We start from the raw sequence: 24,667 nt of genomic DNA on the forward strand, positions 1-24,667 counted from the left end.
CGTGACCAGCACGACCAACACGACCAACGCGACGAGCACCGCGGCGGCGAGGACGGCCGACAGGGCGCGGGCGGCGAAGCCGCCCCGGCCGGCGAGCGCTCAGCGCCGCAGGCCGGAGCTGGCCGCCTTCCTGCGCAGCAGGCGGGCGCGGGTGACACCGGCCGACGTGGGGATGCCGCCGGGCCTGCGGCGGCGCACACCCGGGCTGCGCCGGGAGGAGGTCGCCCAGCTCTCCGGCGTGGGTGTGACCTGGTACACGTGGCTGGAGCAGGGCCGGCCGATCAACGCCTCGCCGCAGGTACTGGACGCGGTCGCCCGCACGCTGCGGCTGGACGCGCCGGAGCGGGAGCATCTGTACCGGCTGGCAGAGGTGCCCTTCGAGACGGAGCCGGGTGCCCTGCCCCGCCGGGTCGCCCCCGGGGTGCAGGGCATCATCGACGCCCTCGATCCCCTGCTGGCGGTGGTCTACAACTCGCGCTACGACATCCTGGCCGCCAACCCGGCCTACCGTGACCTGTTCGCGCTGCGCAAGGCCCGCGGGATCGGAGTGCCGAACGCGCTGTGGACGCTGTTCACCGTGGCGGACGAGGACTGTCCGGTGGTGCACCGGGAGCGCGAGCTGCCGGTGATGGTGGCGACGCTGCGGTCGGCCTACGGCAGACACGTGGGCGAGCCGGCCTGGGAGGAGTACATACGCGCGCTGTCTGCGGCGAGCCCCTGGTTCGCGCAGCTGTGGGCGAGCGGTGAGGTGATACCGCCGGGCCCTCGGGTGAAGACGTTCCGTCACGCGGCGGTGGGCGACATGCGAATGACCTCGCAGTCGCTGTCCATCGACGGGATGCCCGAGTGCCGGATCGTCGCCTACACCCCGGAGGACGAGGAGTCGCGCGAGAAGGTCACGTTGCTGCGGGAGCGAAGAGAGCGGCTGTGGCCGCCGGAGTACACAACAGAAAATCCCGCCCCCTGAGGGGACGGGACCTTCAACACCGATCTTTGACAACTCAACAGAGTGTCGATCAGTGGAGCTAAGGAGAATTGAACTCCTGACCTCCTGCATGCCATGCAGGCGCTCTACCAACTGAGCTATAGCCCCTCGGTTCTTCCCGCTCGGCGGGGCGAACAAGAAGAACTTTAGCCTGTGACCTGCCAGAAAGTGAAATCCGGGGTCCGCGAGCCTCCGGACGCTCAGTCGTCGTCGCCGAGGACCGGCTCCGGGAGGGTGCCGGCGTTGTGCTCCAGCAGGCGCCAGCCGCGGGCGCCCGCACCGAGCACGGACCAGCAGCAGTTGGAGAGGCCGCCGAGGCTCTCCCAGTGCGCAGCCTCCAGGCCGAGCAGCCGGCCGATGGTGGTGCGGATGGTGCCACCGTGGCTGACGACGACGAGGGTGCCGTCCTCGGGCAGCTTCTCGAGGTGCCGCAGCACGACGGGCGCCGCGCGGTCGGCGACCTCGGTCTCCAGTTCACCGCCGCCGCGGCGGACCGCCTCGCCGCGCTTCCAGGCGGCGTACTCCTCGCCGTAGCGGGCGATGATCTCCTCGTGCGTCAGCCCCTGCCAGACGCCCGCGTAGGTCTCGCGCAGGCCTTCCTCGCGGGTGACGTCGAGTCCGGTGAGGGCGGCGAGCTCGGCGGCCGTGTCCGCCGCCCGCTGCAGGTCCGAGGAGATGATCGCGTCCGGGCCCAGGGAGGCGAGCAGCCGGGCGGCGCGACGGGCCTGCCCGATGCCGGTCTCGGTCAGCGCGACGTCCGTGCTGCCCTGGAAACGGCGCTCGACGTTCCAGGCGGTCTGGCCGTGCCGCCACAGGATGATGCGGCGGCCGCGGGTCTTGCGGTCGGTCACCTCGCCGGTGGCGCTCATCACCACTCCCCGCCCGGCTCCTGCTCGGCCTCGGCGGCCTGCAGCTTCGCGTGCTCCTCCGCCTTGCCGCGGGTGGCCTTGGCGTCGGCGGGCAGCTCCAGCTCGGGGCAGTCCTTCCACAGCCGCTCCAAGGCGTAGAAGACCCGCTCCTCGCTGTGCTGGACGTGCACGACGATGTCGACGTAGTCGAGCAGGATCCAGCGGGACTCGCGGTCGCCCTCGCGGCGCACCGGCTTGGCGCCGAGTTCCTTCAGCAGGCGCTCCTCGATCTCGTCGACGATGGCCCTGACCTGGCGGTCGTTCGGCGCGGAGGCCAGCAGGAAGGCGTCCGTGATCGACAGCACGTCGCTGACGTCGTAGGCGATGACGTCGTGGGCGAGCTTGTCGGCCGCCGCCTGGGCGGCGGTGTTGATGAGCTCAAGGGAACGGTCGGTGGCGGTCACTACGAAGCTTTCCGGTCGGCGGTCACTGGACCTCAAGGGTCTCACGGACCGCCCGGCGCACCCCACGTGATTACGGTGGCACGTGGGGTGGCCGGGACCCGGTCAGGAACTGGCGGGCCTGTAGTCCCGGCCGAGGACGACCGAGACGTCGGCGCCGGAGGACACCGTGCCCTTGACCACGGAGCCGGCGGGCAGGCCGAGGGTCTTGGCGACCTCGGTGGCGTCCGACTTGTGGGAGGCGTCCGAGTAGAGCACCTTCGAGGTGGCCTGCGCGCCGGAGGCGGTGCCGCCCTCCAGGAAGGTGAAGCCGCCGTTGAGCAACACCACGCGGGCCTTCTCCGAGTCGTCCTTCACACCGGTGGCGTTCTGCACGGAGACCCGGACCGCGGAGCCGGCGGCGGGGCTCTTGGCGGTGCCGCCGAGGATGTCCTTCACCACGCTGTCGCTGGTCTTCGCGCTCAGGGTGCCGTCGGCCTGCACGGGCAGCAGGGCGGTCTTGTAGGCGCCGCCCTTGGCGAGGTCGGCGAGCTTGGCGAGGAAGGCGCCGAGGTCCTTGTCGGTGAGCGGCGGATCGAGGATCTGCGCGAGGGTCTGCACGGTCGTCGTGGCCGCCGACGGGTCGGAGGACATCTTGCGCAGCACACCCTGCATGACCTGGCCGAACCGCTCCAGCTGGGCGTTCTGGGACTCACCGGCGGCGCGGTAGGTGGCGTAGGCGACGGCCATCTTGCCGCTGAGGGTCTGGTCGCTGCCCTTGTGGACGAGGGGTTCGGCGCCCTTCTTCTTGGCGTCCGGATCGGGCACGTCGGTGTTGGTGTCGATGTCGATGTTGCCGACCAGGTCGACCAGGTTCTGCAGGTAGGGCGTGTCCAGGCGCCAGGTGCCCTGGATGTCGGTGCCGAGGACGGTGTCGAGCTGGTCGCGGGTGCCGGAGGAGCCGTCGTCGTCCACCGACTTGGCGAGGGTCGTGGTGGAGCCGTCGTCGCCGCTCAGGGCGAGGGAGTTGGGCAGCAGCACGGTGCTGCCCTGCTTGGTGGTGGTGTTGTCGACCAGCAGCGCCGTGGAGGTGCCGCCCTTCCCGGTGTTGTGCAGGTGGACGACGATCACGTCGCGTTTCTGGGCGCCGACCGGGGTGGCCGCACCGGGCTTGGAGGCGGCGGAGGACCGGCCGGGCAGCTTTCCGGCGTACCAGAGGTAGCCGACACCGCCGACGGCGACGAGGGCGAGGACGACGAGGAGAGCGATGATCCGGCTGCGGGCGCGGCGGCGGGCCTCCTCGCGGCGCTCGGTGCGGTTCTCGGTGAACTTCAGCCAGTCGATGACGTCCTCGGAGTCGCCGTCCGGCTCCTCGACGAACGCGAACTGCTCGGTGTGGTAGTCCCGGTCGCCGTCGTCGTGCGGCCGCTCGGGCTCCGCCGGGGCGTGCGGGCGCTGCGCCGGGCCGGCCTGCTGCGGGATGTGGGCGGTCTGCTCGGTGACCCGGGGCTGCTGCCCGCTGTTGGCCGCCCGCCCGTAGGGCTCGTAGCCGGCGGGGTGCTGGGTGCCGGTGCCGTAGGGGTCGTACGGGGGCTGGGAGCCGTAGGGGTCGTACCCGGGTGCGGGCCGGCCGGCGTCGTAGGAGGTCACCGGCGGCTGCTGGCCGGTGGCGTACGGGTCGTAGCCGTAGCCCTGCTGCTGGTCGTACGGGTCGTAGGTCGCCTGCTGAGCCTGCGGTGCCTGCTGTGCCGGGACCTGCCGGTATATGGGCCGGCCGTACTCGTCGTAGCCGACGATTTCGTACGGGCCGGCGCCGTAGCCGCCGTCACCCGCGTCGTATCGGTCGTTCACCGGTGCCCCTCTCGGCTCACTCGCCGCGGTACAGCTCGCGCTTGTCGATGTAGCGCACGACTCCGTCCGGCACCATGTACCAGATGGGTTCTCCCTTGGCGACTCTCGCACGGCAGTCCGTGGAGGAGATGGCCAGCGCCGGAACCTCGACGAGCGAGACGCCGCCTTCCGGCAGGCCGGGGTCGGTCAGGTGGTGGCCGGGCCGGGTGACGCCGATGAAGTGCGCGAGGGAGAACAGTTCCTCGCTGTCCCGCCAGGTCAGCAGCTGCGCGAGGGCGTCGGCGCCGGTGATGAAGAACAGGTCCGTCTCGGGGTTGAGGGCGCGCAGGTCGCGCAGGGTGTCCACGGTGTAGGTGGGGCCGCCGCGGTCGATGTCGATGCGGCTGACGGAGAACTGCGGGTTCTCGGCCGTGGCGATGACCGTCATCAGATAGCGGTCCTCGGCCGGGGAGACCTTGCGGTGGGATTTCTGCCAAGGCTGGCCGGTGGGCACGAACACCACCTCGTCCAGCTGGAACTGCGCGGCGACCTCGCTGGCCGCCACCAAGTGCCCGTGGTGGATCGGGTCGAAGGTGCCGCCCATGACGCCCAGGCGCCGCTTGCCCGTGCGGGCGGGGCCGTGGCCCGGCCGGTGCTGCCGGTACTGCGGGTGCTCGACCGTGTCGTCGGCGGTCTCGTACGCCGGACCGGTAGGCATGTCCTGCTCTCCCATGCGTGCAGACCCTACCGGCCCGGCCTGTGACGTCCGGCCGGGGACGGGGTCCCGGCTCAGCGGTCGCGGTTGAAGCGGGTGGTGATCCACAGCAGGAGCAGCAGGATGGCGAGGGCGCTGCCGCCGGTGACCGCCGGGTTGAGGCTGTTGTGGTGGCCGCCCTCCTCGGCGAGGGTGACCAACTGGGCTGCGGTGCTGTGAAGGCTCATCTTCGGCAGGACCTAACGCGTGTGGGCGGGATAAAGATGTCGGCCCATCGTATGCGGGCGCCCCGTCGGCGATCACGCCGACTCCACCGTTCGGGCCGGGCGGGGAACTTTCGCGAGCCGTCAGTCGTCTTTCCGCTTGTAGCCGCGGAGCAGGAACCAGGCGGTCAGTACACAGCCCAGGATCATCACGATCAGGACGATGCGGAGCAGATTCCCCGCCCCGTGCTGCTGGACGGCGCTCGCGGCGGCCTCGGTCAGCCGGGCGGCTGCGGGGTGGTGCTCCATGAGTGGACTCCTTCGGCTGTACTGCCCGTCCACGGTATCTCCGCCTAGGCTGGGCTCCGCTTCGGGGGCACAGTGGGCACTCACACGAGCACATGGGGGAAGACATGTCCGACGACGGCCAGCAGCAGACGGGGCACGAGCGTGTGCCCAGCAGGCAGCGCAGGCGCTTCCCGGGGATCTCCTCGCGTGCCTACGAGCATCCGGCCGACCGCTCGGCCCTGGTCGCGCTGCGCAAGCTGAGCGGATTCGACACCGTCTTCAAGGCGCTCAGCGGGCTGCTGCCCGAGCGGAGTCTGAGACTGCTGTTCCTGTCCGACTCGGTGCGCGTCTCCGAGCGGCAGTTCCAGCATCTGCACGACATGCTGCTGGACGCCTGTTACATCCTGGACCTGGAGAAGGTCCCGCCGATGTACGTCAACCAGGACCCGCAGCCCAACGCGATGTGCATCGGCCTGGACGAGCCGATCATCGTCGTCACCACGGGGCTTGTGGAGCTCCTGGACGAGGAGGAGATGCGGGCGGTCGTCGGGCACGAGGTGGGACACGCGCTGTCCGGTCACTCGGTGTACCGCACGATCCTGCTGTTCCTGACCAGCCTCGCCCTCAAGGTCGCCTGGATCCCGCTGGGCAACTTCGCGATCATGGCGATCATCACGGCGCTCAGGGAGTGGTTCCGCAAGTCGGAGCTGTCCGCGGACCGCGCGGGGCTGCTGGTGGGGCAGGACGTCCGGGCCTCGATGCGCGGCCTGATGAAGATCGCGGGTGGCAACCATCTGCACGAGATGAACGTGGACGCGTTCCTGGAGCAGGCCGAGGAGTACGACTCCGGGGGCGATCTGCGCGACTCCGTGCTGAAGATCCTGAACGTGCTGCCCCGCTCGCACCCCTTCGCCACGATCCGTGCGGCCGAGCTGAAGAAGTGGGCCGAGTCCCGGGACTACCAGCGGATCATGGACGGCCACTACCCGCGGCGTGACGGGGACAAGGACACCTCGGTCAGCGACTCCTTCCGCGAGTCGGCGGCCAGCTACGCGAGCGATGTGAAGACCTCCAAGGACCCGCTGATGAAGCTGGTCACGGACCTCGCGGGTGGCGCGGGCGACCTGGGCGGCCGGGTCCGCCGGGGCTTCGACGGCTTCCGCAGCCCGCCCCCGGCCAAGGGAGGCCCGTCGGACGCCCCTCAGGAGGGGTGACACCGGCCGGCCCGACCGACACCGGCTCCTCTCGCCCCGCGGCAACGGCGCTCAGCCACCGCGGCGGGATCCGGCGTGCCGAACCCCCCTCGGCCCGAGCGTGCCGAGCCCTCCTCGGCCAGATGTGTCTCTCTCGGACTGCCCGGAAGGCCCCAGGGGTGCCCGAACCGCCCACGATCACCGCGGCCGGCCCCGAGAACTGTCCTCGCTCACACCTTCGGCTGAGCCCCAGCGGCCAGCGTCCCGCACAGGGCCGTGGGACTGTCCGTCTCGTAGGGGTCGGTACCCGCGGGGCCGCCGGTGCGGGCCGTCTGGCCGGCCAGGAGGGGGCGGAGGTAGGACGTGGAGTCCTCGGCGCAGGCGAGGGGGCCCGCCTGGACGTAGGACGTGACCAGCTGGACCTGATGGGTGCGCAGGTCGTCGCGGGTGAAGCGGAAGGTCAGCTCGCGGCGGACGGTGAACAGGGACACCGGCGCGTCCGCCGCGGCGCCGGTGGGGCGCAGGGCGTAGACGAAGGTGTGGTCGGCGGTGACCTCCAGCGTGCCCGAGTCACTCTCGATGGCCTGAAGGTCGCCCTGGACGCGGATCCGGTCGTCGGCGAGCTGGGCGCGGGAGGGGTCGAGGCGGACCAGCCAGCCGGTGGGGGCGTGCCGGCCGTCCGCCGCCGGGCGGTCGAAGCTCTGGTCGAACTGGTCGAGCTGGTCGGCGTCGACGAGGGACCGGGCGGGTCGGACCTGGCGGCCGGTGAGCACCTCGGGGTAGAGCGAGGAGCGGACGATGTAGTCCTTGGCGGTGGTGAGCGCGGTCACCACCTGGCTGTCGGAGAAGTGGGCGGTGCTGCGGGAGGCCGGCAGGGGGATGCCCTCGGCGCCGACCTCGTACTGGGCGGCGGGGCTGTGCGCGTACAGGGTCTCGGCGTCGGCGGTGCCGGGCACCTTGCCCGTCGGGGCGAGCGGGATCACCGTCATCCGCAGGGGCTCGGCGGGGCGCCGGGTCTGCGGGGCGCCGTAGGGGTGGCGGACGCCCATGTAGATCGCGGTGCCGAAGGCGACGGCGATCAGCAGGACGAGGATCAGGGCCTGCCGGGTGAGTCCGCGGTGCAGGGGCGGGCGGCGGCGTACGGCGGGCGCGTGGTCGGCCATGCGCTCCTCGGCGGAGTACTCCTGGAGGCGGGCAGCGCGGACGAACGACTCGTCGAAGACGACGGATCGGTACTCGTCCTCCCCACCTCCGGGGCCGCCCTCGGGTGTGCCCTCCGGTGGGTCTCCAGGCCCGCCCATACTTTCAGAGTAGGTCGCGTAGGCCTCAGGTAAACGCCCTGCTACACGACAAGTTCTGACAGGTGCTCACCAAGAACGAACGCGGGCGTTCAGGGGGAGCGCGGGATGGCCGAGGCGGCCGGCTGGGAGGTGTCGGCGGAGACGGAGGGCGCGGCGGCGCTGCCCTGTTCCAGGCCGGTCGGGGCGGGCGCGGGGACCCCGTCACGGGTGCCGGCGGTGCCGCCCCGGTAGACGGCGGCGAAGGCCAGGGCGACCATGCCGATGCCCATCACGACGGCCAGCACCCAGGCCACGGGACGGTGCCAGCGGACCTGTTTGCCGTATCCCCTGAAGTGGCGGTCGCCGAGGACGTAGGTGTCCTCCAGCTCGTCGTCCGGATCTTGGCCGAATTCGGTCCCCTCGGGGCCGTAGGCGTCGTCGTAGCGCTCGCCTCGGGCGTGGGCGCGGCGGGCCTCTGCCTCGGAGGCCTCGGCTCTGGCCTGTGCGGCGGCAAGGAGGCGCTCGACGGCGGTCGGCTCATGGACCGCGGCCGCCTGTACGAAGGCCTCGTCGAAGACCACGGAGGCGAACTCTTCGTCCGACACCCCGCGGTCGTGGTCGTCGTCGGGCTCCCAGCCGTCAGGGAACGGCGTGCCCCCCACGTCCTCCGGCACGCATCCAGAGTAGACCTGGGGGGTCAATTTGGGCAGACGGTATGGAAATTCGTCTGACTGGTGAGACGACGTTCCGGCCGTCCGCCACGGCTCCGGGACGTACGGCCGAACGGGTGAATGTCAGGGGCGCACGTGGCCGTCGCCGGTGACGATGTACTTCGTGCTGGTCAGCTCGGGCAGGCCCATCGGTCCGCGGGCGTGCAGCTTCTGGGTGGAGATGCCGATCTCGGCGCCGAAGCCGAACTGGCCGCCGTCGGTGAAGCGGGTGGAGGCGTTCACGGCGACGGTGGTGGAGTCGACCAGCTGGGTGAAGCGGCGGGCGGCCTGCTGGGAGGCGGTGACGATCGCCTCGGTGTGGCCGGAGGTCCACAGCCGGATGTGCTCGACGGCCCTGTCCAGGGAGTCGACGATCGCGGCGGCGATGTCGTGGGAGAGGTACTCGGTCTCCCAGTCCTCGGCCACGGCCTCCACGACCGTCGCCTTGGAGTCCTTGGCGTAGGCCATCACCCGCTCGTCGGCGTGCACGGTGACGCCGGCCTCGGCGAGGGCGTCGAGGGCGCGCGGCAGGAACACCGGGGCGATGTCCTGGTGGACGAGGAGGGTCTCGGCGGCGTTGCAGACGCTGACCCGCTGGACCTTGGAGTTGATCAGGATGTCGATGGCCATGTCGATGTCGGCGTGGGCGTCGACGTAGACGTGGCAGTTGCCGGTGCCGGTCTCGATGACGGGGACGGTGGACTCGCTCACCACGGTCTGGATCAGGGAGGCGCCGCCGCGCGGGATGAGGACGTCGACCAGGCCCCGGGCGCGCGTCAGCTCGCGGACGGACTCGCGGCTCTCGCCGGGCACCAGCTGGACGGCGTCGGCGGGCAGCCCGGAGCCGCCGACGGCGTCCCGGATGACGCGGACGAGGGCGGTGTTGGACTCGTAGGCGGAGGCGGAGCCGCGCAGCAGGACGGCGTTGCCGGACTTCAGGCAGAGGGCGGCGGCGTCCACGGTCACGTTCGGGCGGGCCTCGTAGATGATGCCGACGACGCCGAGCGGGACGCGGACCTGACGCAGGTCGATGCCGTTGGGGAGGGTGGAGCCGCGGACGACCTCGCCGACCGGGTCGGGCAGCTTCGCCACGTCACGCACATCGGAGGCGATGGCGCGGACCCGCTCGGGGGTGAGGGTGAGCCGGTCGACGATGGCCTCGCTGGTGCCGTTCTCCCGGGCCTTGGCCACGTCGCGGGCGTTGGCCTCGACAATCTCGGCGGTCCGGACCTCCAGCGCGTCGGCGATGGCGAGCAGCGCGTCGTCCTTCACGGCCCGCGGGAGCGGCGCGAGGTCGGCGGCGGCGGCCTTGGCCCGGTAGGCGGCCTGGGTGACCGGGGACATCGAGTCGTACGGCGAGAGCGTGGTCATGAGGGAAGGGTAGTGCGCGAAACGGGTCACCCACCGCTCATCCCAAACCCCGAGACAAGGTCTCAGGTGCACCCAAGGGACTCAAGGGGACCCAAGAGAGTCAAGGGGGATCAAAAGGGATGGACGCCGACCGGTGTCGCGGGGGGTGGGCCGTAGCCCTCGGCGATGCGCTGGTGGTAGGTCTCCCGGTCGATGACCTCCAGGCCGACGATCTCCCACGGGGGCAGTCCGGCGGTCTGCCGGTGCTCGCCCCACAGGCGCAGGGCGACGGCGGCGGCGTCATGCAGGTCGCGGGCCTCTTCCCAGTACCGGATCTCCGCGTGGTCGCTCGCGTACCGGCTGGTCAGCAGGAAGGGGTGGTCGTGGGCCAGCTGCTCCAGGGCCCGCCGCAGATCGGTGAGGGGGACGTCGGGGCCGGAGACGCTGAGAGTGACGTGCCAGAGCCGGGGCATGTCCTTGGGCTCCTCATAGGTGTCGCCGGCAGCGACGCTCGTCAGGGCACCGCGGGTGGCCACCCCAGGGCGCACTCGTCTCACGACGGCCTCCTTCACCCACCGCTCGGGGACGTCTGTCGGAACGCCCCTCTGAGACAAAGTTGAGCAGGCCGTACGGCAGCGCGGGGCGGTTTTACGGAACGTCCCCCACGGGGGGCTGTCGTTACGTCCCGTTTTACGCGTGCAAGAGCACCAGGTCGTCCCTGTGTACGACCTCGCGTTCGTACGCCGGGCCGAGTTCCCGGGCCAGTTCGCGCGTCGAGCGCCCGATCAGCCGGGGGATCTCCTTGGCGTCGAAGTTGACGAGTCCACGGGCCACCGCGCGCCCGGAGGTGTCGCGCAGTTCGACGGGGTCGCCGGCGCTGAACTCGCCCTCCACGGCGGCGATTCCGGCGGGCAGCAGCGACTTGCGCCGCTTCACGACGGCGTCCACCGCCCCGTCGTCCAGGGTCAGCGCCCCTTGCGGGGTGGAGGCGTGCTGGAGCCACAGGAGCCGGTCGGCGGAGCGCTTGCCGGCGGGGTGGAAGTAGGTGCCGGTGTCGCCGCCGCTCAGGGCCTCCGCCGCGTGCACGGCGCTGGTGAGGACCACGGGGATGCCCGCCGCGGCCGCGATCCGGGCCGCCTCGACCTTGGTGACCATCCCGCCGGTGCCGACCCCGGCCTTGCCCGCGCTGCCGATCTCGACGCCCGCCAGATCCTCGGGGCCCTTCACCTCCGCTATCCGCGAGGTGCCGGGCTTGCTGGGGTCGCCGTCGTAGACGCCGTCGACGTCGGAGAGGAGGACCAGCAGGTCGGCGTGGACGAGGTGGGCGACGAGGGCGGCGAGGCGGTCGTTGTCGCCGAAGCGGATCTCGTCGGTGGCGACCGTGTCGTTCTCGTTGACGATCGGGAAGGCGCCCATCGCGAGGAGCTTGTCGAGGGTGCGGGAGGCGTTGCGGTGGTGGGCGCGGCGGCTCATGTCGTCGGAGGTGAGAAGGACTTGGCCGACGCGGACGCCGTAGCGGGCGAAGGAGGCGGTGTAGCGGGCGACGAGCAGGCCCTGGCCGACGCTGGCGGCGGCCTGCTGCCGGGCGAGGTCCTTGGGGCGGCGGCGCAGCCCGAGCGGCGCGAGGCCGGCGGCGATGGCGCCGGAGGAGACGAGGACGACCTCCCGCTCTCCCCCGCTGCGGCTCTTGGCCAGCACGTCGACCAGTGCGTCGACTCGGTCGGCGTCCAGGCCGCCGGCGGCGGTGGTCAGCGACGAGGAGCCCACCTTGACGACGATCCTGCGGGCCTCGCCCACGGCCTGCCTTGCCCTTGCCACCTTGCCCTCTGTTCCCTCTCGGTCCCGCGCGCTGTTCCGGCTGCCTGAGCGGCAATCTACGCGAAGTGGATCGTCCCTCGCCCATCGGTCCAGCCTCCGGACACGCGGTCCGTAGCCGTTCGTTCACGATTTGCGTACGGCAAAAAGGTTGTACTGGTTGCGTATAGAAATTAAAACTAGTCCCAACATAAGTTGAAGTTCGTGAAGCGCATTCTGTTGCGATCGGGCAAGAGCCCGTACGACGTCCTGTCCGTCGAGGAGGCCCTGCACCGGGACGTCATCGCCACCAACTCGGGCAATCTGATCTTCAGCGACGCGGCGCACAAGATCCTGCAGACACCGGACACCGAGGTCGTCTCCAACGGCATCGGCACGGACCTGGCCGCGGCCGCCCGGATCAACGAGGAGTACGACGCGTTCGTCGTCCCGCTGGCCAACGCCTTCCGGCCGTCCTTCGAGGGCCGGCTGAACCGGCTGACCCGGCTGATCGACAAGCTCAGGATCCCGGTCGTGGTGCTGGGCGTCGGCGCGCAGACGGGCGTGACGTACAACCCGGCCCGGCTGAAGCCGATGGAGCAGTCGGTGCGCGCGTTCTGCACGGCGGTGCTGGAGCGCAGCTCGTCGATCGGGGTGCGGGGCGAGTTCACCGAGCAGTACCTGCGGGACATGGGCTTTCGTGACGTGGAGGTCATCGGCTGTCCGTCGCTGTTCCTGTACGGCCCCGAGCTCGACGTCCGCAAGCGGGTGCCGGCGCTGGGTGCCGAGTCGCGGATCGCGGTCAACGGTTCGCACAGCGCGGTGCAGAAGCAGGGCCTGGAGCGGATCATCGGCCGTACCCACGCCCGCTATCCGAACCTGCGGTTCATCGGCCAGAACCTCAGCGACGCACGGCAGTTGCACTGGCGGGACCTCACGGATCCCAACTCCCAGGTGACCGCCATGCCGACGCACCCGGACCACCCGATGTACCGGGAGGACAAGGTGCGGGTGTACGTCGACCCGGTCACCTGGATCGACGATCTGCGCGGCTTCGACTTCTCCTTCGGCTCGCGCATCCACGGCAACATCGCGGCGCTGCTTGCGGGGACGCCCGCCACCGTGCTGTGCGGCGACTCGCGCACCCTGGAGCTGTGCCGGTACTTCGAGATCCCGCACCAGCGGCTGGACAAGGCCGCCAAGGACCCGGAGGCGGCGGATCCGGCACGGCTGTACGAGGAGGCGGACCTCGGCGGTCTCGTGGGCAACCACCGGGAGCGGTTCGACCGGTTCGTCGGCTTCCTGGACAAGAACGGGCTGCGGAACACCTTCACGCACGGCGACGGCGGCGCGGCGTTCGAGGAGCGGCTGCGGTCGCTGTCCTTCCCGCCGGGCATCCGGCCGTGGAACGACACCGACCTCGCCTCGCTCAGCAGCCGGTTCGGCTGGCTGCACACGCAGATCGGCGAACTGGCCCAGGACAACGCGAAGTTGCGCAAGGAGCTGGCCCGGTCGCGCAAGGCGCAGGCCGCGTCCCCCGCGCCCGCCGCCTCCGTCTACCGCCGCGCCCGCCGCGTGGTGGGCCGCCCGCTGCGCCGGGCACTGCAGTCGGGCAAGCAGTAGGGCCGCTCCCCTCATGCCGTAGTGCGGTCCGGGTAGGCAGAACCGACCCGGGCCGGCACGGCCGCCTCGCAGCACAGAGCCCGGCCGCGCCGACCACGACCGCGCAGACCCCGGCGGCCAGGCTCGCCTTGGCCGGCCCGTGTGGGGCGGTCTGGGCGCCGGCCCTGTGCTGCGTGGCGGCCCGAGCGGTCGGTCTCTGCCGTATGGCGGCCTGCAGCGGCCGGAATCTGTGCTTCGCGGCCCCCCGAGGCCCCACACAAGCCCAGCGACAGCCACACCGGCCGCGAAGGCCCCACATACACGCCAGGCACACATGCGCGACACAAGCGCTACCGGCCACTTAAACCGTCACACACACCGGCAACGGCGACTTCGGCCGATCCAGCCGCCGCGCACACGTCCGACCAGAAGCACTCCCAGCCGCTCAAGCCGCACACAAGCCCGGCAGCAGTCGCACTGGCCGCGCAAGCCCCGCGTACACGTCAGCCACACGCGCCCCGGTGTCAAACCGCCCCGTGCACGCCGGCACAAGCGCCCCCGCCGACTCAAACCGCCGCCCACACACCCGGCACCAGCGGACGTCAGCCGATCAGGCCGCCGCAGCCTTGAAGTCCTTCACCGGCAGCATCCGCCGTGCCTTGCGGAGTGCCCGACGCAGGAAGGAGTTGGCGGCGGCCTCGCGGTAGCCGTGGACGGCACGGGCCTCGCGGGGTGCGGCGAGGTAGATGTCGTCCGGGATACCGGCCGTCTTCGAGCGGAAGTGCGGGTAGGCCAGGTAGACGCGGGTGCCGCGCTTCTCCAGGAGCGCGGCGGCCTGCTTCTTCGCCTTGACGAACTCCACGACGTCCAGCAGCAGATCGGCTCGCTGCAGGGCGACCAGATGCAGCCGCAGCCGCTCGTGCACCTTCAGCCGACGGGCCACCCCGGGCGTCCAGTAGGCGTCCATCAGCGGCTTGGCCAGCTCCAGCTTGTGCCGACGGACCTTCTCGCTGTCCTTGAGGAACTTCGGACCGAACTGGGGCAGCAAGGTGATGACGAAGGGGCGGACCATGAGCAGGTCCCGCTTGTCGCCGGCCGGGACCATGTCGGCGATCAGCTTCATCAGGGCCCGCGCGGAGTCGAAGCGCAGGGTGTAGCTGCCGCTCTTGGTGACGTGCTTGCCGTCGTCGCGGCCGACCAGGTAGTAGCAGGGGTAGTCGGCGAGGACGGAGACACCGTCGGCGCGCAGGTACGCCTCCATGGTGAACAGGGCGTCCTCGCCGGTGAACAGCGACTCGTCGAACCGCATGCCGTGCTTGTCCAGCAGGTCACGGCGGAACAGCTTCTGCGCGCTCAGCGTGAACTTGATGTTGGAGGAGAAGACGTCGGTACGGCCGAGGGTCTTGCCCCACATGGACTTCGGCGGAGTGCGGTTGATGCCCTCGACCTTGCCGAGCACCACGTCCGTGCCGTTCTCGTCGGCCATGGCGACCATGCGCTCAAGGGCCTCGGGGCCGAGCCGGTCGTCGGCGTCGAGGAAGAACACGTACCGGCCGGCGGCCTTGCCGAGGCCGACGTTGCGAGGGCCGCTGGGACCGCCGGAGTTCTCCTGGCGGATGACGGTGACGCGCATGGGGGCGCGGGCGGCGAACTCCTCCAGGTACTCCCCCGTGCCGTCCGTCGAGCCGTCGTCGACCGCGATGACCTCGAGGCGTGCCGGGTCGATGCTCTGCGCCTCGACGGACGCCAGGCACTCGACCAGGTACGGCATCGCTTCGTACGCCCCGATGATCACACTCACATCAGGCTGCGGCACGACGGTCACACTTCCCCCTTGCTTACCAAAAGCGCATTTTCCCCGTATTGCCTTGATGGCAACCTGTTAGACGGACATCTCATGCAACCGGTTGCCCCCCTCGGGGTGATCAGTGGCGCACGTCACACGGGGTTCGGGTGCCCACCCGACAGTACGTAGGGTCGGTAAGAACCGCTCACCGACGGTCGGCGGCCGAGGTAAGAGCGATCGGTAAGAAACCTGAACATAAGCGACACTGAACAACGGATCCGCAATGACGAAAGGGCCGGCCCCGGGATCGCTCCCGGGGCCGGCCCTCGTCGGCAGGGGGTGTCAGCCCGCGTTCACACCGTCCTGGTCACCGGCGGACGCGGCCCGCTGGCCGGGCACCGCGTTGGTCAGCTCGGCTGCCTCGGCGGGGTCCGCGCTCGCGGCGCCCAGCCGGGACTGCTGGCCGACGTTGCGGGCCTCGGCCTTGAGGGCCAGGTCGGTCACCGCTGCGTTGAACTGGACGATGGACGCCGGCTCGTCCGGGCCCAGCAGATAGCGCTTGAGCTCCTTGCGGGCGTCCCGCAGCGGGTCGGCGGACGGGTCGCGTACGGCGTCCAGCAGGCCGCCCAGCTCCCGCGCGTCGTTGGACAGGATCACCGCGGCGCGCACCGCCGTGTTCTGCCGCTTGAACTCCTCGTGACCGAGCTCCCCGGAGTCCGTGACCGCGTACGGCTTGCCGCTCGCGATGAAGTCGGAGACCACGGAGGAGATGTCGGAGACCATCGCGTCGGAGACGTTGAAGCAGTCGTACAGGCGCGGCTCGGCGCCGGTGATGACGCGGTGCTCGTACGACGGGAAGGAGCGCCAGTAGGCGGTGTTCCACTCGGCGCGCAGCCGGGCGATCTCCTCGTGCCTGGCCACGTCGACGACGCCGTCGCGGGTGGCCTCGGCCTCGTCGCCCTTGTCGCCGCCGGCCGCGACCAGCTCGGCGAGCCGGGCCTCGATCCGGGCCAGGTCGGCCTTGGCCTGGGCCATCGCCGCGCCGTCGGCGGTGAAGCGGGAGTCGGCGGCGCGCTCGGCGGCGGCCTTCTCGACCAGGGCGGTGATCCGCTTGTGCGCGGCGCCGGCCTGCTTGCTGACGGTGCCGGTGAACGGGTGCGGCTTGTACAGCACGCGGACCGGCGGGTCCGCCGTCACCAGCTTCTTCACGATGGTCTCGCCGGCGAGCACGATCGAGGTGTTGCCGGGGTTGCCGTCCCAGCCCTCCCAGGTGGGCGCGTACAGAACCGTGGGGATGCGGTCGTCGGGCACGCCCTGCCAGCCCTCGATGGGCGCGAGCTGCGGACGGCCGACCTCCACGATGTCGTCGTCGCGGACACCGACGTCGGCGATGGCGTAGCGGTCCCGGCCCGCGCGGCCGGCGGTCCACACCTCGTCGTAGACCTTGCTGTACGGGTTGACGCTGGCGAGCTTGTCGCTGTCGCCGTGGCCGATGAAGACGTGCTTCATGGTGGGCACGCGCAGCAGGTGGATGTTCTTGCCGACGTTCGCGGCGTACAGGGCCACGCGCACGGTCGACAGGTCCAGGTTCATCAGGTGCACCCCTCCGGGCACGCAGATGACGGGGACCGTGGTCGGCGCGAGGTTGTTCAGGATGGCGCGCTCGCGGAGGATGATCAGCGGCCGGGTGTCCAGCTGCTCCATCGTCTCCAGCCACATGTTGACCTGGTACGCGGAGTCCTTGGAGCCGGAGAAGTACAGGACCGTCTCCGGCTTGTAGCCCGCCAGCCAGTCGTCGACGGCGGCGAGGACGACCTCGGCCTTCGGCGGGATCCTCCGGCCGCGCACGTACGGCACGAGCACCAGGACGTACAGGACGCCGAGGCCTACGGTGAGGCCGACGCCGGCGAAGCCCGGGGCTGCGGGGGCGCCCTGCCCGGCGGAGATCAGGATGCCGATCACCGCGAACAGGTCGAGGTGGAGCATCTTCTCCGCGCTGCGGTTCAGCAGCCGGCGCGACGGGGCGTCCGGGATGCGGATGCGGGACTTGAGGTCGATGTTGCGGGTCGCGACCGGCATCCGGCGGCGGTTGCGGATGAGGGTGACCAGCGCGCCGTGCGGGGCCTGCAGGCCGTAGAAGGCGATGAAGCAGGCGACGGCGGCGTAGAAGATCAGGTCGTCCGCGTGCGACAGGCGGGCCAGCAGCAGGATCAGCAGCAGCTGGCGGATCAGGAAGCGGATCGACAGACCCGCCCGGATCTTGCTGAGGCGGTTGATCAGGTAGCTGCCCTTGCGGTGCAGATAGTGGTCCGCCAGGTACGTCACGGCGGCCAGGGCCGCGAAGGCGGGAACGCTCGGGACGAGCGCGGCCAGCATGAGCGCCGGGAAGCCCAGGATCATGAGGGCCGCCGCGGTCAGCTCGGCCGCGCTGCCCACCCGGGCGACGCGAATAGCGGTGGATATCACGGAGAAACCTGCTCTGGGAGGGGGAGTGCCGGTTCGCGGGGAATTGTGTGAGATGTACGGATTCAGGCCTCTGCTAACGCCCAGTGAATGAGCGACGGCAGAGGCCTGAAATTCCTAAAAGCTATTGACGAATTATTACATGCCGTTCTGGCGGTCCAGAACAGCGGCCAGCGCCTGCTCGAAACCGGAGGCCTGGGCGGCGCCCGCCGTCGGGTCCTGCTGCCGGACGTCGATGACATGGCCGGTCAGCTCCGACAGCAGCACGTCCAGGGACGTACGGGCCACGGCCTCGGAGGAGAGCAGCGTGCCCGCGGGCTCCTGGCCGAAGGCCTTGGTGCGCATCGGGGTGGCGGTGCGCTCGGGGTTGACGCAGTTGACGCGGATGCCGTCGCCGGCCCACTCGTCGGACAGCGCCTGGGTGAGGTTCACCATGGCGGCCTTGGTGGAGGAGTACAGGGAGTACTCGGCGCGGCCGCGGGTGTAGCTGCTGGAGGTGTACAGCAGCAGCTGGCCCTTGGTCTCGGCGAGGTACTTGTAGCTGGAACGGGCGATCTGCACCGGGGCCAGGTAGTTGACCTTCAGCGCCTCCTCGATGGTGGCGTTGTCGGTCTCGGCGAGCTTGCCGATGCGCAGCACACCCGCGGTGTTGACGACGTAGTCGATCCGGCCGGTCTCGGCGTACGCCTTGGACAGCGCGTCGTCGACCTCCTCCGGGTTCTCCACGTGGGTGCCGGTGGTGGAGCGGCCCAACGCGTAGACGTTCGCGCCGTAGGACTCGGCGAGTTCGGCGATGTCCTTGCCGATGCCGTAGGAGCCGCCGAAGATGACGAGCGTCTTGCCGGTGAGGAGCTCGCGGTAGGCGTCCTCGCCCTTCTGCTCGGGCGCGGCGGCGGAGGCGAGCTGGAACAGCTTGTCGGCGATGAAGACGTCGACCGGCTGGGTCACCTTCATGTTGTACTCGTCACCCGCGACGACGTGGATCGGCACGTCCGGCAGGTACTTGAGCACGACGGAACAGTCGTCCGTGGCCTGGAAGTTGGGGTCGCCGGCGGCGACCTCGTAGGCGCGGCGGATCGTGGACAGCTTGAAGGCCTGCGGGGTCTGGCCGCGGCGCAGCCGGGAGCGGTCCGGGATCTCGGTGATGAACTCGCCGTCCTCGCCGTGCGTGCGCGTGACGATGATGGTGTCCGCGGACGGGATGGCGACGTCCACGGCCTGGTAACGCTCCAGCGCGGCCACGCAGTCGTCGATGACGCGCTGCGAGAGCAGGGGGCGTACGGCGTCGTGGAAGAGGACGTTGAGGTCCTCGCCCTCGGCCAGGCCCTCGCCCAGCGCGGAGATGGCTCGCTCGGTGGTCTCGTTCCGCGTCGAGCCGCCCTCGATGACCTTCTTGACCTTGGTGAAACCGGCCTTGGCCACGATCTTCTCGACGTCCGGCACATAGCCCGGCGCCATCAGCACGATGACGTCGTCGATCGAGTCGGCGTTCTCGAAGGTGGTCAGGGTGTGCTCGATGACTGCCTTGCCGGCGATCTTCAGCAACTGCTTGGGGATCGACAGACCCACCCGCTGACCGGTGCCACCGGCCAGGATCACTGCGGTGGTTCGGGGCTTGGCTATGTGCTGGGACACAGGTGACCTACCTTGGGGCGTCAGGGAACCGTGAAATGGTCCCACTCTTGGTAAGCGCAGTGCAAGGTGAGCGACATCCCATGCATATGTGAGCGCAACCTGTCATTCACCTTGTACCCCTGGTGATTGGCCCCAGGCCTCGCGAACCCCCGTGAATTTGCTGTGAGTAAGTCCACAGGTGCGGCATGGGACGGCGGCGAGGCCCGTTCAGCGCCGCCCGAGCCGCTTCAGACAACGGTGCCCGAGCACCCGCACGAGCTCCCTCGACGACGTCTGATGCACGCTCCGCACGGAAGCCTGCTCGGCCTCCGCGGCCAGGGCTCCGTACGGTGCCTGCGCAGCGACTTCCGGGGCGAGCCGGGGCTCGGCCGGGCCGGGCTCCGGCTGTTCGGGAACGGTGGACAGCAGGGCCGGATCACCGAGGATCCGCACCCCCAGCGCGGCGATCCGCTCGGCGGATGCGGCGCCGATCGCGGCCGCCCGCTCGACCGCCCAGCGCGGGGTCACGATCTTCACGTCTCCGGGCGCGGGAGGGCACGCGTTCTTCATATGAAGCACCGCGCCGCCCCGGACGAGACGGGAATACAGCTCGTCGGGCAGTCCATTGCCGCGGAATTCGACATTAAGATTCCGCAGCATTTCGGTCTCGGCGAGGGTAAGCGAGCGATTAGCGGTGTCCGGAACGGGCCGGAGGAGATTCTCCGGCAGCCCGAGCAGCGCCTCGAAGGTGCGCAGCAGGCCACCGCGGTCACGGTCGTCCACCACGACCACGGTCACCCGCCCCGGACCGACGGCCCGCGCCCAGCGCTCGGCCAGCCGGTCGTGCCGGTGCCGGTGCCAGAAACTGGGATTGGGCTTCTCGTACGGCGGCCTGCGGAGCATGTGCTCCAGCCAGTCCGCGTAGCCCATGCGCAGCCCGTTCTGCACGTACTGCTGCCACTGCGAGGGCATGATCCTCACCAGGGGACGCAGCGTGACCAGCACATGCACCCTGTCCCGCTCTCGGCCTCGGTCGAGCGGGGGCACCCCGCGCCGCCGAGCTGCTCCACGATCCGGGCGATCGTCGCATCGCCCCGGGCGTCGGCGAAGAACTCACTGCTGATCACCGAGGTCCGCCCGCCCGTGGCCGCCACCTGGTCCAGCAGCCGCCTCCAGCGCCGGTCGGTGGGCACGGCGTCGCCCATCATCGCGGGGCGGGCGCAGGCGGCGAGGGCGGCTTCCATGGGGTGCCGGGTGTGGGCGGGGAACTCCACGCCGCATTCCGGCAGCCGGTCCTTCGCGGCGAGCAGGGCCCCCTGGATGGCGGTCGTCCCCGTCTTGTGCGGGCCGATGTGCAGCAGGGGGGTGCCGGGCGGCAGGGGTGCGGGGGTCGTACAGTCCGTCTCCATGGTCACGGGACGGTAAGAGACTTCCCTGAGACTTACCTGAGAGCACGGTGGGACTGCGATGAGTCCCACGGTGCCCGCACGGAGACCGCAGAAGATCCGTTGCGACGCGAGAACTCCCTCGCGCCGCAACGGATCTGACGGGGGTTCGGGACCCGCCGCGGAATCAGGAGCCGAAGCGGTAGCCCAGCTGCGCGCCCGTCGCCACGGTGCCGAGGGTGCCGCTCGCGAAGGTGAACGAGCCGGTCGGGGTGATGCCGGTGGAGGTGCCGCGCAGCACCCACACCGCCCCGGCCTTCGTGTTCTCCCCCGGCGCGCCTACGGCCAGGTCGGCGCGCCCGTCGTGATTGGCGTCCACCAGGCGGACGGCCGAGCCGAACGAGTCGCCCGACTCGCCGGCGCCGGGCACGCCCGTGGTGTCCTGGCTGAACGACTTCGCTCCACTGCCCGTCGGGCCGTTCGCGGTGCCGCGCAGGGTGACGACCCGCCCGCCGCCGCTCGCCCCGGGCACGCCGACCGCGATGTCGCGGTAGCCGTCGCCGTCGATGTCGGCGATCGAGAGGCCGGCACCGAAGCGGGACCACGGCACGGCGGTGCCCGGGACGCCGGAGCTGTCCTGGTTCATGATGACCGCCTTCGTCCCGTCGGGTCCGGCCGCGGTGCCCGGGATCCAGGCGATCCGGCCGCCCTTGGCGAGCGGGGTTTCCACGTCGCTGTCGGCACCCTCGGCCGTCCGGCCCACCACGATGTCGGCGTAGCCGTCCCGGTTCACGTCGCCGACGGCGAGGCTCTCGCCGCCCTGCATGCCGTAGCCGCTGTTGTCCCGCACCACCGTGTACGGGTTGAGCCCGTTGTGCGCGCCGGTCCAGACGACGACCCGGCGGGAGTCCGGCTCGTCGCCGTCGTGGACGGCGGCGACGACGTCGGTGATCCCGTCGCCGTTCACATCGCCTTTGGCCAGGTCCAGAAAGCGGCTGTTGCCCGGGTCGACGACCACCTGTCCGCCGTGCGTGGTGGAGCCGTTCCGGGCGAACGGCCCGCTGAGCACCCGCAGATCCTTGGCGTTCTGCACGAGCACGACATCGGGCGCACCGTCCCCGTTGACGTCCCCGACCGTCCCCTGGGCGCCGAGCGATTCGTACGCCGTCCCGCCGGCCAGGGACGCTCCGCCGGACAGCCCCGTGGGGCCGCCCCAGACCACCTCCACCAGCCCGGCGTCGGTGCCGGCGGCCGAGTCCTCGCCACCGACGCCGACGACCAGGTCGGCGTAGCCGTCCCGGTCGAGGTCGGCGGAGGACACGGCGCTGCCGAACCCGTCATCGGTCTCGGCGCCGCCCGGCACACCGGCGCTGTTCTGGCTGAGGACCTGCTTGGTCGAGGTCTTCAGCCCGCTCGACGAGCCGTACACGACGGCGACATAGCCGGCGCCCTTCTTGCCGTCCACGGTCGCCGAGGGCGCGGCGACGGCGAGGTCGGCGTAGCCGTCGCCGTTGAAGTCGTCGTGCAGATGCCTGCTGCTGGGCACCGACGTGGTGGCCGCGTGGGCGGGGACCGTGAGAGCACCGACGGCGAGGGCGATGCCGGTGGCGATCGCCAGGGAACGCCGGCGGAGGGGACGGGGGTGGGACACGTGAGCTCCGGGAGTGGTGGAGACAGGAGTGCGGCGCCGAGAGATCTCGGCGCCGCACCGTTCGACTCACCGGGGTGGGCCGGGGTTGCCCTGAGTGCACCCTGTGTTTTCCCGATGTTCAGAAGAACTCAGGAGGTCACGAGAACTCAGGAGGTCACGGAGACGAGCCTTACTCGAACGGGTCGAACTCGTCGTACTCGCGCAGCGCCTCGTCCCGTTCCGCCTGCTTGTCCCGGCGGCGCTGCGCCGCGGGCCGCTGCGCGTCGAAGCGGTGGTCCTCGCCACGGCGGCCGAGCATCTCCGCGCCGGCCATGACCGTCGGCTCCCAGTCGAAGACGACCGCGTTCTCCTCGGGGCCGATGGCGACACCGTCGCCGGCCCGGGCGCCCGCCTTCATCAGCTCCTCCTCGACACCGAGGCGGTTGAGCCGGTCGGCGAGATAGCCGACGGCCTCGTCGTTGTTGAAGTCGGTCTGACGGACCCAGCGCTCGGGCTTCTCGCCGCGCACCCGGAACAGCGGCTCGCCGCCGACCTCCTCGCGGGTGACGGTGAAACCGGTGTCGTCGACGGCCTTCGGCCGGATGACGATCCGGGTCGCCTCCTCCTTCGGCTTCGCCGCGCGCGCCTTGGCGACCAGCTCGCCGAGCGCGAACGTCAGCTCGCGCAGCCCGATGTGGGCGACGGCCGACACCTCGAAGACGCGGTAGCCGCGGGCCTCGAGGTCGGGGCGGACCATCTCGGCGAGGTCCTTGCCGTCGGGCACGTCGACCTTGTTCAGGACGACGATCCGGGGCCGGTTGTCCAGGCCGCCGTACTCCCGCAGCTCGGCCTCGATCACATCGAGGTCGGAGACCGGGTCGCGCTCGGACTCCAGCGTCGCGGTGTCCAGCACGTGCACCAGCACGCTGCACCGCTCCACGTGCCGCAGGAACTCCAGGCCAAGGCCCTTGCCCTGGCTGGCACCCGGGATCAGACCCGGCACGTCGGCGATGGTGTAGACGGTCGAACCGGCCGTCACCACACCGAGGTTCGGCACGAGCGTGGTGAACGGATAGTCGGCGATCTTCGGCTTGGCCGCGCTGAGCACGGAGATCAGCGAGGACTTGCCGGCGCTCGGGTAGCCGACCAGCGCCACGTCGGCGACGGTCTTCAGCTCCAGGACGATGTCGTGCAGGTCACCGGGCTCGCCGAGCAGCGCGAAGCCGGGCGCCTTGCGGCGGGCGGAGGCCAGCGCCGCGTTGCCGAGGCCGCCCCGGCCGCCCTGCGCGGCGATGTACGAGGTCCCGTGGCCGACGAGGTCGGCGAGCACATTGCCCGCCTTGTCCAGCACGACCGTGCCGTCCGGCACCGGCAGGACGAGGTCCTGGCCGTCCTTGCCGGAGCGGTTGCCGCCCTCGCCGGGCTTGCCGTTGGTGGCCTTGCGGTGCGGGGAGTGGTGGTAGTCGAGAAGTGTCGTCACCGACTGGTCGACGGTCAGGATGACGTCACCGCCACGGCCGCCGTTGCCGCCGTCCGGGCCGCCGAGCGGCTTGAACTTCTCGCGGTGGACGGAGGCACAGCCGTGACCTCCGTTACCCGCGGCGACATGCAGTTCGACGCGGTCCACGAAGGTGGTCATGGTTCAGTGCCTCCAGAAAACGAGCGGTATGTCTAGCTGTCAACACGCGAAAGGCGGACCCGCCTTCCCGTTCGGGAAGTGAGGTCCGCCTCGCGAAACGTTCGGTCTGAGCCGTAAGCCGGAAGACTCAGGCGACCGGAACGACGTTCACGACCTTGCGGCCGCGGTGGGTACCGAACTCCACCGCACCGGCCTGCAGGGCGAACAGCGTGTCGTCGCCGCCACGGCCGACACCGGCGCCGGGGTGGAAGTGGGTGCCGCGCTGGCGGACCAGGATCTCACCCGCGTTCACGACCTGACCGCCGAAGCGCTTCACGCCGAGCCGCTGGGCGTTGGAGTCGCGACCGTTCCGGGTGGACGATGCGCCCTTCTTGTGTGCCATTTCTCCTCAGTCCCTTACTTCGCAGCCGCGGGGATCGACGTGACCTTGATCGCCGTGTACTGCTGGCGGTGGCCCTGCCGACGGCGGTAGCCGGTCTTGTTCTTGTAGCGCAGAATGTCGATCTTCTGGCCCTTGTGGTGGTCCACGACCTCGGCCTGGACCTTGATGCCGGCCAGCACCCACGGGTCGCTGGTCACGGAGTCGCCGTCGACAACGAGCAGGGTCGAGAGCTCGACCGTGTCGCCAACCTTGGCGGTGGAAATCTTGTCAACCTCAACGATGTCGCCGACAGCAACCTTGTGCTGGCGACCACCGCTGCGCACGATGGCGTACACGCGGATCTCTCTTTCGCTCGAAGAAACGGCACCCCCGCAGGCCAGCCGCCCAGGAAAACCGCGGACGACCTCTCCCGGCCAACCTTGTGTCCGGGAGGAAGAGGTTTACGGGGATGTGGCGTGCTCAGTGGACACGCCGACGGTCAAGGTTACGGGGCCATGACCTGGAGGGTCAAACCGGGCCCCGGTGGGTGT

At 70.5% G+C, this 24,667-nt stretch carries 23 protein-coding genes and 1 tRNA gene; 3 read left to right on the plus strand and 21 right to left on the minus strand.

Annotated elements, in window-relative coordinates:
• The first annotated feature begins 118 nt into the window (after positions 1–118).
• Positions 119–967, plus strand: coding sequence for a helix-turn-helix transcriptional regulator (locus tag ACQPXS_RS17685; RefSeq protein WP_433455848.1), 849 nt, complete (start codon positions 119–121; stop codon positions 965–967).
• Positions 968–1,020: 53 nt separating this feature from the next.
• Here the strand turns inward: ACQPXS_RS17685 and ACQPXS_RS17690 are convergent.
• The 7 genes from ACQPXS_RS17690 to ACQPXS_RS17720 form a co-directional block, all read right to left on the minus strand.
• Positions 1,021–1,093, minus strand: a tRNA-Ala gene (locus tag ACQPXS_RS17690).
• A 92-nt stretch (positions 1,094–1,185) separates the two neighbouring features.
• A complete protein-coding gene (locus tag ACQPXS_RS17695; protein ID WP_433450276.1) occupies positions 1,186–1,854 on the minus strand; it encodes a histidine phosphatase family protein in 669 nt (222 codons plus the stop codon).
• On the minus strand, positions 1,854–2,297 hold the full coding sequence (gene rsfS / locus ACQPXS_RS17700; RefSeq protein WP_228620453.1) for a ribosome silencing factor: 444 nt from the start codon (positions 2,295–2,297) through the stop codon (positions 1,854–1,856). The genes ACQPXS_RS17695 and rsfS overlap by 1 nt, the downstream gene beginning before the upstream one ends.
• Positions 2,298–2,399: 102 nt before the next feature.
• Positions 2,400–4,124, minus strand: coding sequence for an LCP family protein (locus tag ACQPXS_RS17705; RefSeq protein WP_433450277.1), 1,725 nt, complete (start codon positions 4,122–4,124; stop codon positions 2,400–2,402).
• Between the two features lie 16 nt (positions 4,125–4,140).
• Positions 4,141–4,836, minus strand: a complete 696-nt coding sequence (nadD, locus tag ACQPXS_RS17710) for a nicotinate-nucleotide adenylyltransferase (protein ID WP_365333541.1) — start codon at positions 4,834–4,836, stop codon at positions 4,141–4,143.
• Positions 4,837–4,892: 56 nt separating this feature from the next.
• Positions 4,893–5,045 (minus strand): hypothetical protein, encoded by a 153-nt coding sequence (locus tag ACQPXS_RS17715; protein ID WP_351797791.1) that lies wholly within the window; start codon positions 5,043–5,045, stop codon positions 4,893–4,895.
• Positions 5,046–5,165: 120 nt separating this feature from the next.
• The gene (locus ACQPXS_RS17720) at positions 5,166–5,330 is read right to left on the minus strand and encodes a hypothetical protein (protein ID WP_351797790.1); all 165 of its coding nucleotides are present in this window, start codon (positions 5,328–5,330) and stop codon (positions 5,166–5,168) included.
• Between the two features lie 104 nt (positions 5,331–5,434).
• Here ACQPXS_RS17720 and ACQPXS_RS17725 point away from each other — a divergent pair, with 104 nt between their 5' ends.
• Entirely contained in the window at positions 5,435–6,523 is a 1,089-nt protein-coding gene (locus ACQPXS_RS17725) for a M48 family metallopeptidase (protein ID WP_433450278.1), read from the plus strand.
• Between the two features lie 209 nt (positions 6,524–6,732).
• Here ACQPXS_RS17725 and ACQPXS_RS17730 read toward each other — a convergent pair whose 3' ends face one another.
• The 5 genes from ACQPXS_RS17730 to proB form a co-directional block, all read right to left on the minus strand.
• The gene (locus tag ACQPXS_RS17730) at positions 6,733–7,803 is read right to left on the minus strand and encodes a hypothetical protein (protein ID WP_433450280.1); all 1,071 of its coding nucleotides are present in this window, start codon (positions 7,801–7,803) and stop codon (positions 6,733–6,735) included.
• Positions 7,804–7,892: 89 nt separating this feature from the next.
• Positions 7,893–8,483 (minus strand): hypothetical protein, encoded by a 591-nt coding sequence (locus tag ACQPXS_RS17735; protein WP_433450281.1) that lies wholly within the window; start codon positions 8,481–8,483, stop codon positions 7,893–7,895.
• 93 nt (positions 8,484–8,576) lie between these two features.
• Complete coding sequence (locus tag ACQPXS_RS17740; protein ID WP_433450283.1) at positions 8,577–9,863, minus strand: glutamate-5-semialdehyde dehydrogenase; 1,287 nt, start codon at positions 9,861–9,863, stop codon at positions 8,577–8,579.
• Positions 9,864–9,973: 110 nt separating this feature from the next.
• Complete coding sequence (locus ACQPXS_RS17745; RefSeq protein ID WP_351797781.1) at positions 9,974–10,399, minus strand: hypothetical protein; 426 nt, start codon at positions 10,397–10,399, stop codon at positions 9,974–9,976.
• A 133-nt stretch (positions 10,400–10,532) separates the two neighbouring features.
• Positions 10,533–11,639, minus strand: coding sequence for a glutamate 5-kinase (proB, locus tag ACQPXS_RS17750; protein ID WP_351798653.1), 1,107 nt, complete (start codon positions 11,637–11,639; stop codon positions 10,533–10,535).
• A 222-nt stretch (positions 11,640–11,861) separates the two neighbouring features.
• Between proB and ACQPXS_RS17755 the strand changes: the two genes are divergently transcribed.
• A complete protein-coding gene (locus ACQPXS_RS17755) occupies positions 11,862–13,259 on the plus strand; it encodes a polysaccharide pyruvyl transferase family protein (protein ID WP_433450285.1) in 1,398 nt (465 codons plus the stop codon).
• Positions 13,260–13,848: 589 nt separating this feature from the next.
• Here ACQPXS_RS17755 and ACQPXS_RS17760 read toward each other — a convergent pair.
• From ACQPXS_RS17760 to rplU, 9 genes are all read right to left on the minus strand, one after another.
• Positions 13,849–15,063, minus strand: a complete 1,215-nt coding sequence (locus ACQPXS_RS17760) for a glycosyltransferase family 2 protein (protein ID WP_433450286.1) — start codon at positions 15,061–15,063, stop codon at positions 13,849–13,851.
• A 303-nt stretch (positions 15,064–15,366) separates the two neighbouring features.
• Positions 15,367–17,460: a hypothetical protein gene (locus tag ACQPXS_RS17765; RefSeq protein ID WP_433455850.1), complete on the minus strand. Its 2,094-nt coding sequence runs from the start codon at positions 17,458–17,460 to the stop codon at positions 15,367–15,369.
• 165 nt (positions 17,461–17,625) lie between these two features.
• Positions 17,626–19,122: a bifunctional cytidylyltransferase/SDR family oxidoreductase gene (locus tag ACQPXS_RS17770; RefSeq protein ID WP_351797776.1), complete on the minus strand. Its 1,497-nt coding sequence runs from the start codon at positions 19,120–19,122 to the stop codon at positions 17,626–17,628.
• Between the two features lie 207 nt (positions 19,123–19,329).
• Complete coding sequence (locus ACQPXS_RS17775; protein WP_433450287.1) at positions 19,330–20,073, minus strand: hypothetical protein; 744 nt, start codon at positions 20,071–20,073, stop codon at positions 19,330–19,332.
• A gap of 5 nt (positions 20,074–20,078) precedes the next feature.
• On the minus strand, positions 20,079–20,510 hold the full coding sequence (locus ACQPXS_RS17780) for a hypothetical protein (protein WP_433450289.1): 432 nt from the start codon (positions 20,508–20,510) through the stop codon (positions 20,079–20,081).
• A gap of 163 nt (positions 20,511–20,673) precedes the next feature.
• Positions 20,674–22,137 carry an FG-GAP-like repeat-containing protein gene (locus ACQPXS_RS17785; protein WP_433450291.1) on the minus strand — a complete coding sequence of 488 codons (1,464 nt, stop codon included), beginning with the start codon at positions 22,135–22,137 and terminating at the stop codon, positions 20,674–20,676.
• A 169-nt stretch (positions 22,138–22,306) separates the two neighbouring features.
• The gene (gene obgE / locus ACQPXS_RS17790; protein ID WP_433450292.1) at positions 22,307–23,755 is read right to left on the minus strand and encodes a GTPase ObgE; all 1,449 of its coding nucleotides are present in this window, start codon (positions 23,753–23,755) and stop codon (positions 22,307–22,309) included.
• Between the two features lie 127 nt (positions 23,756–23,882).
• A complete protein-coding gene (rpmA, locus tag ACQPXS_RS17795; protein WP_055703572.1) occupies positions 23,883–24,137 on the minus strand; it encodes a 50S ribosomal protein L27 in 255 nt (84 codons plus the stop codon).
• 14 nt (positions 24,138–24,151) lie between these two features.
• Positions 24,152–24,472 (minus strand): 50S ribosomal protein L21, encoded by a 321-nt coding sequence (rplU, locus tag ACQPXS_RS17800; protein ID WP_030653874.1) that lies wholly within the window; start codon positions 24,470–24,472, stop codon positions 24,152–24,154.
• Between the last annotated feature and the right edge of the window lie 195 nt (positions 24,473–24,667).

Source organism: Streptomyces sp. CA-142005, assembly GCF_050942335.1.
Classification (GTDB): Bacteria; Actinomycetota; Actinomycetes; order Streptomycetales; family Streptomycetaceae; genus Streptomyces.